Genomic DNA, 12,383 nt, shown 5'->3' with positions numbered 1-12,383 from the left:
TAACCGCCCGTGCGACAGATGGCCGAGCCCTCGTCCCAGGAGACGATTTCATGGTTCGTTCCCCTCCCGCCGCGTGGCGGTCTTGTACTCGATCAGGACACAGGCGACGGTGGCCAGGGCCAGGCCGGCGCCGATCCATCCGACCGCGGTGATCGGCGCACCGCTGTGCAAGGCCGCGCCCGCGACGAGCGGTACGAGACTGATACCCAGCTGGAATGCCGATACGGTGGCCGCTCCGGCGAGGGTCGGCGCGGAGAAGGCGATATCGAACACCCGCGCGTAGATGGCGGGATTGAGCACGAACCCGAATACGCCGAGCAGTATCACCAGCGGGACCACCACGACCACCTGTGCGGCGCAGACCGCGATGAGTATCGAGCAGACGGCGATCCCCGTGGCACCGGTGAGCAGCGCCCGGTGCGGCCGGCGATCGGAGATCCGGCCACCGATCGACACACCGATGTAGGCGCCGGCGCCGAAGGACATGAGGACCGGTGCGACCCATCCGGCCGGGATCCCGGTGACGGTGGTCAGCAACTCGGCGAGATAGTTGAACACGATCATGTAGGCCGCCGTGCTCAGCAGGGTCACCAGAAATACCAGCCACAGGCGCGGCTGCCGTAACGTCGCGAGCTCGCGAGCGACGCCGGGCCTGTCTCCGGCCCGCGTCGGAGGTAGCACCGCCGCGATGGCGGCGGCGGCGAGCACGGTGAGGGCGACGACCAGCCAGAACCCGGCCTCCCAGCCCAGACGGTAGCCCAGTGCGGTACCGGCGGGGCCACCGACGATCATCGCCAGGCTGAGCCCGCTGATCACCACCCCCGACGCTCGAGCCGACCGATCGGGCGCCACCAGGCCGATCGCTGTCACCGCCGCGACGGCGAAGAATCCCGCATACGCGAGCCCCGCCAGGAAACGGGTGACCAGCAGTGCCGGGTAACTGCCACCGATCAGACCGGCGGCGATACATCCGGCGAAGGCCAGCTGGGTGCACACCAGCGCGGTGCGCCGCGGCCACCTCAGGCTCACGATCGCGAACGGCGGCCCGCCGATCACCACGCCGATCGAGAATGCGGTGATCAGCCCGCCGACGGTGGCCAGGTCGACACCGATATCCGAGGCGACCGCGGGTAGCACCCCGGCGAGCAGAAACTCGGCGCTGCCCATCGCGAACAGGCTGAAGGCCAGCAGATACACCCCGGGCGGCAGCATCCGCGCGCGCCCGCCGGCCGGCGGGGCCGATGTTTCGACGGTCACAGCAGCCCACCCCGTGCCTTGTTCTCAGATAGCGAATCCATGGTTCGAACAGTGCTCGTCCCCTGATGGATCGGCAACGATTCGTTGCCGAAAAAGCAACGATCACGTCTACTGGTGCCATGCCCACCCATCCCGCCATCGACGCGACACTGAGCCGGATCGGCGTACGCTTGCGGCGAATCCGCGAGGGAAACGACGTCTCGCTCGCCGAATTGTCCCGGCTCACCGGCATTTCCAAGAGCACGCTGTCACGGCTGGAAAACGGCGGGCGCAAACCGAGTTTGGAGTTGTTGTTGCCGATCGCCGGCGCATTGGGGGTGCCGCTCGACGAGATCGTCGCCGCGCCACGCATCGTCGATCCGCGGATGCCGCAACAACCGCGGGATACCGGAGGGCGTGTGATCGTCGCGCTGTCTCGAACCCAAGGCGAGCCGAAGGCATACAAGCTGACGATCCCGGCGACCGAGTCCGAGCCCTTCCCGCGCACCCACGCCGGCTACGAATGGCTCTTCGTGCTCAGTGGCCGGCTACGGCTCGTGCTCGGCGATTACGACCTCGTCCTCGGCCCCGGCGAGGTCGCCGAATTCGATACCCGGCACCCGCATTGGTTCGGTTCCACCGGGCGTGGCAGCGTCGAGGTGCTCAGCCTCTTCGGCGGGCAGGGTGAGCGAATTCATGTCCGCGCCAGACCGAAGCACCCGCAATCCGCATGAGCGGCTCGGATCCGGCGCGAAAGTCCCGGAGCGTCGAAGTTGACATGCGCACGTTTGCATACCAATAATGGCATCGGTTTCCAATAAGGAGTTGGTTCGATGACCGCCGACAGCGGTGTGCCCGCGCGTCGCAGCCGCGTCGCCGTCGAGGCGCCTACGCCGATCCCGCACGACCCCTACCCCTACCGCGCCCCGACCGCACCCGCGGTACCCGCCCGGACGACCCTCGACAACGCGGGTGAGCTGCTGCGCGCCCTGGCCGCGCCGGTGCGCATCGCCATCGTGCTGCAACTGCGGGAGTCGCCGCGCTGCGTACACGAGCTGGTCGACACACTGGGCGTGACGCAGCCGCTGGTGAGCCAGCATCTACGCATCCTGAAGTCCGCGGGCGTGGTGCGCGGTGAGCGCACCGGCCGCGAGGTCATCTACGAATTGGTCGACGACCATCTGGCACGCATCGTCGTCGACGCCGTCGCACACGCCGAGGAAGGATGATCGTGCCGGAGAAGATGGGCACCGCCGAGAAGACCGTCGGAATCCGCAGCACTCGCCAGCGCACCGCGATCACCGCGCTGCTGGGTGATATCGAGGAATTCCGATCGGCGCAGGAACTGCACGACGAATTGCGCCGCCGCGGTGAGGGGATCGGCCTCACCACCGTGTACCGCACCCTGCAGTCACTCGCCGACGCCGGCAAGGTCGACGTATTACGCACCGACACAGGCGAATCCGTCTACCGGCAGTGCTCCAAGGGCCACCATCACCATCTGGTGTGCCGCGAATGCGGCCGCACCGTGGAGGTGGAGGGGCCGACGGTGGAGGCCTGGGCCCAGGCGATCGCCGGCGAACACGGCTTCACCGACATCAGCCACACCATGGAGGTGTTCGGCACCTGCCGGGAGTGCGCCCGGATCGTCCACTCCCCTCGTTCCTGAACCACCCGCCGGGGCGCACACGCCCCGGCCTCCCTACCGCGTCCCGTCCTCGTCGGTCGTGTCCGGGCTGTTCACCCGCATGAGCGGCACGCACGCCGACCCCGCAGCGCCGGCGCCGTATCCGCTCTCCCGGCGCCGGCGCCCGCGGGGATGCCCGATCAGGGCACCAGGCCCTGGCGGGCACGTCCGGCGCCGGACAGGGCCAGCAGCAGCATCGTCGTCAGCGCCTCGTCGGTGAGCCCGGCCGCCGGGAAGGTGTAGCGCAGCAGAACATCGGCGAGCCTCTCGTGGGCGATGACCGTCAACGAGCCGAATTGCAGATCGTTGTTGCGGTCGGCGACCCGCTTGTGCAGCTGCGGCTTGAGCGGACGATCCCAGGCGAGCACGCAGGTCAGCGAGAGTACGTCCAGCCCCGGCGCCAGCGTCACGGCGCGCAGCGAGCACAACGCGCCCTCGAATTCGAAGCCGAGCGCGTCACCGTCCTCCACCCGCACCGTGATATCGCAGCCGCGCAGACAGTCGGCGGCCCGGCCCTGCAATTCCGCGGCGATGGTCAGATCGTGGCTCATTTGACGCCTCCGAACCGGCGGTCGCGCTTGGCGTACTCCACACATGCCTCCCACAGATCGCGGCGGTCGAAGTCGGGGAACAGGGTGTGCTGGTACACGAATTCGGCATAGGCCGATTGCCAGATCAGGAAATTGGAGCTGCGCAATTCACCGGAAGGCCGCAGGAACAGGTCCACATCGGGCATTTCGGGTTCGTCGAGGTACTTCGCGAAGGTGGACTCGGTGATCTTCTCCGGATCCAGCTCACCCGCCGCCGCCTTGCGCGCGATTTCCCTTGCCGCATCGGCGATTTCGGCCCGCCCGCCGTAGTTGACGCACATCGTGAGGGTCATGACCGTGTTGTCCGCGGTGAGCTCCTCGGCGATCTCGAGCTCCTTGATCACACTGCGCCACAACCGCGGCCGGCGCCCCGCCCAGCGCACTCGCACACCCATCTCGTGCATCTCGTCGCGGCGACGCCGGATCACATCGCGATTGAATCCCATCAGGAATCGCACCTCGTCCGGGCTGCGCCGCCAGTTCTCGGTCGAAAAGGCATACGCGGAAAGCCATTTCACGCCGATCTCGATACAGCCCTCGACCGTGTCCATCAGCACCGCTTCGCCGCGTTCGTGCCCGGCGGTGCGCGGCAACCCTCGTTCCTGGGCCCAGCGGCCGTTACCGTCCATCACCAGGGCCACATGTTTGGGTACGAATTCCGCCGGCAGCGCGGGCGGGGTCGCGCCCGACGGGTGCGGTGACGGCGGGCGGATGGCGCGGGCGGACTGGGAACGGTTACCGATCACGCCACCTATCCTGCATCACGCGCCCATCCGGCCGGGTGCGGGCCGCCGGAATTCGCGGACGCCCCGCACGTCAGCGTTTGATTCCGACACCGGCCCAGACACCGAACGCCCGGTCGGCCCAGGCCAGGCGCTCTTCGGGGATGTAGAAGTCGGTGTTCGGCCGCCAGCGATGCAAGGGCACCACACCGGGTTCGACCAGGTCCAAGCCGTCGAAGAACCGGGCCGTGCCCGCCTTGTCGCGCAGGGCGACCGTCATACCGGCCCGGGCGTACACCTCGGCGATCTTCTCGAACGTCTCCGGATTCAGATCGCTCGAGGCGTGCGTGATGCTCAGATAGGAGCCCGGCGCGAACGCGTCCAGGTAGGCCCGCACGATGTCGTAGGCGCCCTCTTCGTCGGTGATGAAATGCATGACCGCGGCCAGATTGAGGGCCACCGGCTCCGACAGATCGATGATCGCGCGGAAGGCGTCGGAACGGAGGACGACATCGGGATCTCGCACATCCGAGGGAATGAACGCGGTGCGCCCCTGCTCCGAGCCGATCATCAGCGCCTGAGCGTGCGCCAGCACCAGCGGATCGTGATCGACGTACACGACGCGACAGCGCGGATCGACTGCCTGCACCGCGTTGTGCAGATTCGGCTCGGTCGGAATCCCGGTGCCGATGTCGAGAAATTGCCGGACCCCGTCATGTGCCGCGAAACGCGCTGCCCGGTGGACGAATTCGCGGTTGGCCCGAGCCGCCTGCGCTGTCTCCGGAAAGGCCTCCATCACCTGCGACGCGGCCTCCCGATCGGCCGGGTAGTGATCCTTGCCGCCGAGGTAGTAGTCGTACATCCGCGCCGAATGCGCCTTCTCCGTATCGAACTCGACCAGATCGTGAGACATCGAAGCCTTCTCCAAGGTTGGGTATGACCGTCAGGTGAAGGTACCCCGCGCCGCCGGTCGTCTCCCAGCGGTCCGCCGCTCTGCCCGAATCATCCCGAGCCGACTCCGGATGCGCCCTCCGGCCGTCGTCCGCCCGCGCGACTGTGCCGTGACCCCACATCGTTTCTCGCAGAGCGAAATTCGCGATCCGGTCCGCGATTCGGGGTTGACCTGGAGTGCGCTCCAAGGTTTAGCGTACGAACCGCAGGTCAGGCATCGACAAGGAGAACTCGTATGGAACTCGGCATTCATGTCCCGATCTTCGATATCGACGGCGGCACCACAGCGATCGCCGGGGAACTGGCCCGTGTGGGCCGGTCCGTCGAGGAAGCCGGGGTTTCCTGGCTGTCGTTCATGGATCACTACTTCCAGATCGAACCGACCGGCCTGCCCGCCGAGGCGAACATGCTCGAGGGCTACACCACCCTGGGCTATCTCGCCGCGCAGACCAGCACGGTAGAGCTGGGGCTGTTGGTCACCGGTGTGACCTATCGGCATCCGGGGCTGCTCGCCAAGATCGTCACCACGGTCGACGTGCTCTCGGGCGGGCGGGCCACACTCGGCCTCGGCGCCGCCTGGTTCGAACGCGAGCACCGCGGGCTCGGAGTGGACTTCCCGCCGCTCGCGGAGCGGTTCGAACGAGTGGAGGAAACGCTGCGGATCTGCGGGCAGATGTGGGATCCGCGGAACAACGGCCCGTTCGAGGGCAAGTACTACCAGCTGGCCGAGACCCTGTGCGCACCGCAGCCGATCAACCGGCCGAAGGTGCTGATCGGTGGTAGCGGCGAGAAGAAGACGTTGCGACTGGTCGCCCAGTACGGCGACGCCTGCAACCTGTTCGGCACCTCGCCGGATGACGTGGCCCACAAGCTGGACGTCCTGCGCCGTCACTGCGACGACGTCGGCCGCGACTTCGCCACCATCCGCACCACGATCATGGCCAACAACCCGCGCCCGGGCCCGGATACCCGCGACGAGTTCGTCCGTTCGATGGCCGACTACGCGAAGCTGGGCATCGACATGGCCATCGTCACCCCCACCACCGGATCGCCGGCCGCGTGGATCGACGCGATGGCTCCGGCGGTCACCCAGCTGAACGACCTGGGCTGAGCGATCCGCTCAGCCGACCCGGCTGTCCAGCTCGGCGGCCTCGTGCGGCCGGGATCGTTCGATCAGCGGCAGGGTGCGCAACTGCCGTTCCAGATGCCATTGCAGATGGGCGGCGGTCAGGCCACTGGCCTGGCGGCGAATCGATTCGGCCACCACATCCAGACCCGCCCAGTCACCGCGACACAACGCACTCATCAATTCCAGCACACCGACGGACGGGGTGGCCGATCCGGGCGGGCGGCAATGGACGCAGACCGCTCCCCCGGCGGCCACGTGGAAGGCCCGGTGCGGGCCGGGGGTCGCGCAGCGCGCGCATTCGTCCAGCGCCGGCGCCCAGCCCGCGAAACCCATGGCACGCAACAGGAATGCGTCGAGGATCAGCTCGTGCGGGCGCTTCCCGGCGGCGATCGCGCGGAGGGCGCCGGCGGTCAGGGTGTGCAGGCGGGGCGCGGGCGCGCGCTCCTCACCGGCGAGCCGCTCGGCGGTCTCCAGAACCGCGCAGGCGGTGGTGTAGCGACCGTAATCGGCGACGATGTCGGCGGCGAAGGCCTCCACCGTATGCACCTGGGTGACGGTATCGAGATTGCGCCCGGGGTACAACTGCACATCGATATAGGCGAACGGCTCCAGCCGCGCCCCGAACTTCGACCGGGTGCGGCGCACCCCTTTGGCCACCGCCCGCACCAGTCCGTGCTGACGAGTGAGCAGCGTGACGATGCGATCGGCCTCGCCCAGTTTGTGCTGACGCAGCACAATCGCCTGGTCCCGATACAACAACACGCCAACAGTCTCCCACGCCGCCCCGACCGCGGGGGCACCCCACGCCCTGGTCGGTCACCGACGGACACGTCGCGGTCTCACACGCTGCGCGGCAGCCCCTCCGCATACAGTTGCGCGATGCGGGGCGCGTGAATCGTACGAAGCATCAACGTGGTCCAGCCGGTGCGAATCGGATCGATCGCTCCCCGGTCGGCCTCGACGAGCATGCGCTCGGGACCCTGCAATTCCATGGTGACGGCCGGATGGCCGAGCCACACATCGACGAGAGCCTCGCCGTTACCCCAGATCACCAGGCGCTTTCTGCTCATCCCGATGGTCCCACCCGCGATATTCTCCCAACTGGAAGAACCGTAGTGCAGTGGTGTCCGGTAATTGCGTCTGGCCAGCGATCCACTCACCGGGCCGAATACGACGATCCCTTCCGATTCCAGATCCGAACGCACTTGTGGCGGCAGCTCTTTCGAGCCGAACGCCCGGGACATCCACTTCACGCCAGGATCGTAGGCTTGTCTCAGAATGTGCGTGCGCACACAGTCCGCGGACTCCTGCGGAAATACCGGGATCGCACATCACAATTCGACTACAACGCGTTTTCACACCGCGGTCGGCGACGGTTCCGTGTCTCCTTTGGGCAAGTGACACATCCCCGCCCCGGGGCGGCAAGGGCCGTTGACACGCGGAGCCGAGCGCTCGATCCTGGGACAAGATCGGGAACTGGAACGATTCGAGTCGATCGCCGCATCGTCGCGGGTGTCCCGCTGTCCGCCGCGGCACCGCTCGCCGCCGCGCCCGAGCAGGCCCGAACGACGATCAGAATCCCAGCTTGCCCAGCTGTTTCGGATCGCGCTGCCAGTCCTTGGCGACCTTCACGTGCAGGTGCAGATAGATGCGGGTACCGAGAATGTGCTCGATCTGCTTGCGTGCCGCCGTGCCGACCTCCTTGAGCCGGGCGCCGCGCTTGCCGATGATGATCGCCTTCTGACTGGGCCGTTCGACATACAGCAGAGCGTGCACATCGAGCATGCCCTCGTGCTCCTCACGCGGCAGGATCTCCTCGATCACCACCGCCAGCGAATGCGGGAGCTCATCGCGCACACCCTCGAGCGCGGCCTCGCGAATGAGCTCGGCCATCAGGGTTTCCTCGGGTTCGTCGGTCAGCTCCCCGTCGGGGTAGAAGGCCGGGCCCTCGGGCATCTTCGAGGCGATCACGTCGATGAGCAGTTCGACCTGCTCACCCTTGGCCGCCGAGACCGGAACCACCTCGGCCTCGGGGCCCAGCAGCTGCGAGACCGCGAGCAGCTGCTCGGCGATCTGCGGCTTGTCCACCTTGTCGATCTTGGTGACCACGCCGATCAGCGTCGTCTTCGGCGCCATCTGCTTGACCTGCTGCACGATCCAGCGGTCACCCGGTCCGATCTTCTCGTCGGCCGGAATACACAGCGCGATCACGTCGACTTCGGAATAGGTATCGCGCACCAGATCGTTGAGCCGCTGTCCCAGCAGTGTGCGCGGCCGATGCAGGCCCGGGGTGTCGACCAGGATCAGCTGGGCGTGGTCGCGATGCACGATGCCGCGAATGGTGTGACGGGTGGTCTGCGGCCGCGAGGACGTGATCGCGATCTTCTGACCCACCATGGCATTGGTCAGCGTGGACTTGCCGGTATTGGGCCTGCCGACGAAACAGACGAAACCGGAACGGAATTCGCCCGCGCCGGGCTGCTGGCTATCGCTCATCGGGCGGTCTCGGTTCCGGCATCGACGAGCCGGTAGGTGGCGCCCTTACGATCGGTGACGATGATCGCCGCCGCGGCACTCACCTCACGGACCGCGGCCACACCCGGATCGGTGTCCTGCCCGCCGACCAGGACGGCGGCCTCGAAACCCTCGGCGCCGCTGGAGATCGCGGCCGCCACCGCGGCCTGCAGCGCGCTGAGCGGCAGCGCGGTCAACTCGACCACGCCGGCGGCGTAGGTCCGGCCGTCGGTGTCCCGGATCGCGGCACCGGCCGCGCCGCCGGTGCGGCCCATCGCGCCGCGCGCCAGCACCAGTAGTTTGCTGTCCTCGGCATCCAGTCGGTCGGTATCACCATCGGTCATCGCCGGCTCCATCCTCTTGTGTCGATGTCTCGTCCCGCCCCTGATGTTCGGTATCTCCCCCGGCCGGCTCGTCGGCGACGGCGCCGTCCTCGGGTTCCGGCGCCCGGCGCGCGACCACCGTGTGCACTCGCACCCGGCCGCGGGCGTCGTCGCCGCCCTCCCCGTGCAGCAGCAACCCGTGCACGATCACTTCCGATCCGGGCAGCGGCACCCGGCCGAGTGCGTGTGCGAGCATCCCGCCGACGGTATCGACATCGTCTTCTTCGATATCGAGTCCGAACAGCTCGCCCAGATCCTCCACCGGCAGCCGGGCCGACACCCGGTACACCTCGCCGCCCAGGGCATCCACCGGCGCGATCTCGTCGGTGTCGTATTCGTCGGCGATCTCGCCCACGATCTCCTCGAGCACATCCTCGATGGTGACCAGACCAGCGATGCCACCGTATTCGTCCACCAGCAGCGCCATGTGGTTGCGGCGGCGCTGCATCTCGTCCAGCAGAGCGTCGAGCGGTTTGGAGTCGGGGACGAACACAGCCGGGCGCATCACCGCTCGCACTCGCACCGCACGGCCCCGATCCGCGTACGGCACAAGGTCTTTCAGGTACACCACGCCGAGAATGTCGTCGACGTTCTCACCGATCACCGGAATGCGCGAATGCCCGGACCGCACCGCCAGCGACATCGCCTGCGACACCGTCTTGTCCGCTTCGATCCATACCATCTCGGTGCGCGGCACCATCACCGCCCGGGCGGCGGTGTCGCCGAGTTCGAAGACCGACTGGATCATCCGGCGCTCCTCGGAATCGACCACGCCACTCTGCTGCGCCATATCCACGATCTCGCGCAGTTCGACTTCGGAGGCGAAGGGGCCGTTGCGAAATCCGCGACCGGGGGTGATGGCGTTACCGATAATGATCAGCAACCGGCTCACCGGTCCCAGCAGTGCACCGATCGCCTGCACCGGCAGGGCCGCCGCGAGCGAGATCGAGTACGCGTGCTGCCGGCCCAGCGTGCGCGGCCCGACGCCGATGACGACGTAATCGACCACCACCATCACCACCGCCGTCACCGCCAGCGCCCAGCCCCAGCTGAGAACCTCGCTCAACGCCGCCACCAGCAGTACCGTCGCGGCGATCTCGCAGGCCAGGCGCAACAGCACCATGAGGTTGACGTATCGAGGGCGGTCGGTGGTCAGCCGGGCCAACCGGCGCGCACCCGGCCGGTCGTCACGGACCAAATCCTCGATCCGGGCCGGGGAGACCGTCATCAGGGCCGCATCGATCGCCGCGAAGACACCACCGACCGGCACCAGCAGGATAGCCAGCAGCAGCGGTATCAGCGGACTCACCGCCGCCGCCTCCGCGCCCGACCGCTCACGCTGTGCTCAGCCGCGGCGTGAGCTCGGCGCCGCGTGGTGACCCTCCGCGCCCGACCGCTCACGCCGGGCCCAGAGGATCACCCGGCGCGGTGAATCCGGTCTTGCCCAGCAGGCGGCGGTCGCGTTCGGCGAGTTCGGCGCGGCGAGCGGCCTCACGCAGACTCTCGTACCATTCGGCCAGCAGGCGGTTCTGCAGGCCGAACATCACCTTCTCCTCCTCCGGCTCGGCATGGTCGTAGCCGAGCAGGTGCAGGACACCGTGCACGGTGAGCAACGCCAGTTCGTGGTCGAGGGAGTGCCCCGCCTTGGTGGCCTGCGCCGCGGCGAATTCCGGGCACAGCACGATATCGCCGAGCATCGATGGGCCCGGTTCGGCACCGTCGGGACGGCCGCCCGGTTCCAGCTCGTCCATCGGGAACGACATCACATCGGTGGGACCGGGCAGGTCCATCCACCGCATGTGCAAGTCGGCCATGGTGTCGAGATCGACCAGCACCATCGACAATTCGGCCGCCGGATGGACATCCATCCGCTCGATCGCGAACCGCGCGACACTGACCAGATCCGGCTCGGATACGTCGATACCCGACTCGTTGGCGATCTCGATGCTCACCCCGTCAGCCTAATGGGGTGCAGGCCCGCAGGCGGCAGCGGATGCGTAACCACGCAGGGCCCTCCCATTAGGCGCAAACGACACAGCCTAATGGGGTGCAGGCCCGCAGGCGGCAGCGGATGCCAGACCATCCCGCCGGTCAGCGTCGCGCGGCCTTGTCGGCGGCCCGCCGCTGTGCGCGATTGCCCGGGTAATGCCGAGCCACCTGTGGCCGCCCGTCGGATTCGTAACGGTCGTAGGCATCGACGATGTCCGAGACCAGCCGGTGGCGCACCACATCGCTGGAGGTGAGCTCGGCGAAATGAATATCGTCGATATCGGTGAGGATGTCGCTGACCACCCGTAGACCGGATTTGGTCCCACCCGGCAGATCGACCTGGGTGACATCGCCGGTGACGACGATCTTGGAACCGAAGCCGAGCCGGGTCAGGAACATCTTCATCTGCTCGGGCGTGGTGTTCTGCGCCTCGTCGAGGATGATGAACGAATCGTTGAGGCTGCGTCCGCGCATGTACGCCAGCGGCGCGACCTCGATGACACCCGAGGCCATCAGCTTCGGAATCGCCTCCGGATCCATCATGTCGTGCAGGGCGTCGTAGAGCGGGCGCAGATACGGATCGATCTTCTCGTTCAGCGTGCCCGGGAGGAAGCCCAGCCGCTCACCCGCCTCCACCGCCGGCCGGGTGAGGATGATGCGGCTGACCTGCTTGCTCTGCAGCGCCTGCACCGCCTTGGCAACGGCGAGATAGGTCTTACCGGTACCGGCCGGACCGATGCCGAACACGATGGTGTGCTCGTCGATCGCGTCGACATAGCGCTTCTGGTTGAGCGTTTTGGGGCGGATGGTCTTACCGCGCCGCGCGATGATGTCCAGACTCAGCACCTCGGCCGGCGATTCCGACGACCCCTCGGTGAGCATCGACACCGTATGCCGGACCGCTTCCGGAGTGACGACGCGATTGTGCGCGGTCAGCGCCACCAGTTGCTCGACCACCCGCTCGGCCAGGGCCACATCCGCGGCCTTACCGGTGAGGGTGACGGAATTGCCGCGCACATGGATGTCGGCGTCGAGCAGACCTTCGAGCTCCCGCAGGTTCGCATCGGCGGAACCGAGGAATCCGAACACGGATTCCGGAGCGAGTTCGATACTGGAGCGCACCGTCCGGGCCGCTGGACCCGAGCCGCTACCGTTGCCGTTGGAACCGGCTCCGATGCCGGT

At 67.5% G+C, this 12,383-nt stretch carries 15 protein-coding genes; 4 read left to right on the top strand and 11 right to left on the bottom strand.

Annotation, left to right across the window (positions count from 1 at the left end; all coding sequences use genetic code 11):
- Window positions 1–48 precede the first annotated feature (48 nt).
- Window positions 49–1,257: an MFS transporter gene (locus tag LKD76_RS09395; RefSeq protein ID WP_227980642.1), complete on the bottom strand. Its 1,209-nt coding sequence runs from the start codon at window positions 1,255–1,257 to the stop codon at window positions 49–51.
- Window positions 1,258–1,376: 119 nt separating this feature from the next.
- Between LKD76_RS09395 and LKD76_RS09390 the strand changes: the two genes are divergently transcribed.
- The 3 genes from LKD76_RS09390 (at window position 1,377) to LKD76_RS09380 (ending at window position 2,905) form a co-directional block, all read left to right on the top strand.
- Window positions 1,377–1,970: a helix-turn-helix domain-containing protein gene (locus LKD76_RS09390; RefSeq protein ID WP_227980641.1), complete on the top strand. Its 594-nt coding sequence runs from the start codon at window positions 1,377–1,379 to the stop codon at window positions 1,968–1,970.
- A gap of 99 nt (window positions 1,971–2,069) precedes the next feature.
- A complete protein-coding gene (locus LKD76_RS09385) occupies window positions 2,070–2,465 on the top strand; it encodes an ArsR/SmtB family transcription factor (protein ID WP_025351935.1) in 396 nt (131 codons plus the stop codon).
- The gene (locus LKD76_RS09380; protein ID WP_227980640.1) at window positions 2,462–2,905 is read left to right on the top strand and encodes a Fur family transcriptional regulator; all 444 of its coding nucleotides are present in this window, start codon (window positions 2,462–2,464) and stop codon (window positions 2,903–2,905) included. Before LKD76_RS09385 ends, LKD76_RS09380 begins: the two co-directional genes overlap by 4 nt.
- A gap of 158 nt (window positions 2,906–3,063) precedes the next feature.
- Here the strand turns inward: LKD76_RS09380 and LKD76_RS09375 are convergent, their stop codons facing one another.
- The 3 genes from LKD76_RS09375 to LKD76_RS09365 all read right to left on the bottom strand — a co-directional run bounded on the left by LKD76_RS09375 (window position 3,064) and on the right by LKD76_RS09365 (window position 5,148).
- The gene (locus LKD76_RS09375) at window positions 3,064–3,474 is read right to left on the bottom strand and encodes a hypothetical protein (protein WP_372465777.1); all 411 of its coding nucleotides are present in this window, start codon (window positions 3,472–3,474) and stop codon (window positions 3,064–3,066) included.
- Window positions 3,471–4,259, bottom strand: a complete 789-nt coding sequence (locus LKD76_RS09370) for an isoprenyl transferase (RefSeq protein WP_372465776.1) — start codon at window positions 4,257–4,259, stop codon at window positions 3,471–3,473. Before LKD76_RS09370 ends, LKD76_RS09375 begins: the two co-directional genes overlap by 4 nt.
- A 70-nt stretch (window positions 4,260–4,329) precedes the next feature.
- Window positions 4,330–5,148 (bottom strand): SAM-dependent methyltransferase, encoded by an 819-nt coding sequence (locus LKD76_RS09365; RefSeq protein ID WP_227980639.1) that lies wholly within the window; start codon window positions 5,146–5,148, stop codon window positions 4,330–4,332.
- 273 nt (window positions 5,149–5,421) lie between these two features.
- On the opposite strand from LKD76_RS09365, the gene LKD76_RS09360 reads away from it, so the two are divergent.
- Window positions 5,422–6,297, top strand: coding sequence for an LLM class F420-dependent oxidoreductase (locus tag LKD76_RS09360; protein ID WP_227980638.1), 876 nt, complete (start codon window positions 5,422–5,424; stop codon window positions 6,295–6,297).
- A gap of 9 nt (window positions 6,298–6,306) precedes the next feature.
- Here LKD76_RS09360 and recO read toward each other — a convergent pair whose 3' ends face one another.
- The 7 genes from recO to LKD76_RS09325 all read right to left on the bottom strand — a co-directional run bounded on the left by recO (window position 6,307) and on the right by LKD76_RS09325 (window position 12,377).
- Window positions 6,307–7,077 carry a DNA repair protein RecO gene (gene recO / locus LKD76_RS09355; RefSeq protein ID WP_227980637.1) on the bottom strand — a complete coding sequence of 257 codons (771 nt, stop codon included), beginning with the start codon at window positions 7,075–7,077 and terminating at the stop codon, window positions 6,307–6,309.
- Between the two features lie 77 nt (window positions 7,078–7,154).
- On the bottom strand, window positions 7,155–7,568 hold the full coding sequence (locus LKD76_RS09350; RefSeq protein WP_227980636.1) for a hypothetical protein: 414 nt from the start codon (window positions 7,566–7,568) through the stop codon (window positions 7,155–7,157).
- Window positions 7,569–7,887: 319 nt separating this feature from the next.
- A complete protein-coding gene (gene era, locus LKD76_RS09345) occupies window positions 7,888–8,811 on the bottom strand; it encodes a GTPase Era (RefSeq protein WP_227980635.1) in 924 nt (307 codons plus the stop codon).
- The gene (locus LKD76_RS09340) at window positions 8,808–9,173 is read right to left on the bottom strand and encodes a cytidine deaminase-like protein (RefSeq protein ID WP_227980634.1); all 366 of its coding nucleotides are present in this window, start codon (window positions 9,171–9,173) and stop codon (window positions 8,808–8,810) included. Before LKD76_RS09340 ends, era begins: the two co-directional genes overlap by 4 nt.
- Window positions 9,160–10,521, bottom strand: a complete 1,362-nt coding sequence (locus LKD76_RS09335; protein ID WP_227980633.1) for a hemolysin family protein — start codon at window positions 10,519–10,521, stop codon at window positions 9,160–9,162. The genes LKD76_RS09340 and LKD76_RS09335 overlap by 14 nt, the downstream gene beginning before the upstream one ends.
- An 88-nt stretch (window positions 10,522–10,609) precedes the next feature.
- Window positions 10,610–11,164, bottom strand: a complete 555-nt coding sequence (gene ybeY / locus LKD76_RS09330) for an rRNA maturation RNase YbeY (RefSeq protein WP_227980632.1) — start codon at window positions 11,162–11,164, stop codon at window positions 10,610–10,612.
- 139 nt (window positions 11,165–11,303) lie between these two features.
- A complete protein-coding gene (locus tag LKD76_RS09325) occupies window positions 11,304–12,377 on the bottom strand; it encodes a PhoH family protein (RefSeq protein WP_227985171.1) in 1,074 nt (357 codons plus the stop codon).
- Between the last annotated feature and the right edge of the window lie 6 nt (window positions 12,378–12,383).

It is taken from the genome of Nocardia spumae, from assembly GCF_020733635.1.
GTDB lineage: Bacteria > Actinomycetota > Actinomycetes > Mycobacteriales > Mycobacteriaceae > Nocardia > Nocardia spumae.
The sequence above is the reverse complement of the archived record's forward strand: the minus strand, read 5'-3'. Positions and strand labels throughout refer to the sequence as shown.

Bases quoted from the DNA above. Each gene is read 5' to 3' on its own strand.
- LKD76_RS09390 (WP_227980641.1), top strand. From the start codon at position 1,377: ATGCCCACCCATCCCGCCATCGACGCGACACTGAGCCGGATCGGCGTA.
- LKD76_RS09385 (WP_025351935.1), top strand. From the start codon at position 2,070: ATGACCGCCGACAGCGGTGTGCCCGCGCGTCGCAGCCGCGTCGCCGTC.
- LKD76_RS09380 (WP_227980640.1), top strand. From the start codon at position 2,462: ATGATCGTGCCGGAGAAGATGGGCACCGCCGAGAAGACCGTCGGAATC.
- LKD76_RS09375 (WP_372465777.1), bottom strand. From the start codon at position 3,474: ATGAGCCACGATCTGACCATCGCCGCGGAATTGCAGGGCCGGGCCGCC.
- LKD76_RS09365 (WP_227980639.1), bottom strand. From the start codon at position 5,148: ATGTCTCACGATCTGGTCGAGTTCGATACGGAGAAGGCGCATTCGGCG.
- LKD76_RS09360 (WP_227980638.1), top strand. From the start codon at position 5,422: ATGGAACTCGGCATTCATGTCCCGATCTTCGATATCGACGGCGGCACC.
- era (WP_227980635.1), bottom strand. From the start codon at position 8,811: ATGAGCGATAGCCAGCAGCCCGGCGCGGGCGAATTCCGTTCCGGTTTC.
- LKD76_RS09340 (WP_227980634.1), bottom strand. From the start codon at position 9,173: ATGACCGATGGTGATACCGACCGACTGGATGCCGAGGACAGCAAACTA.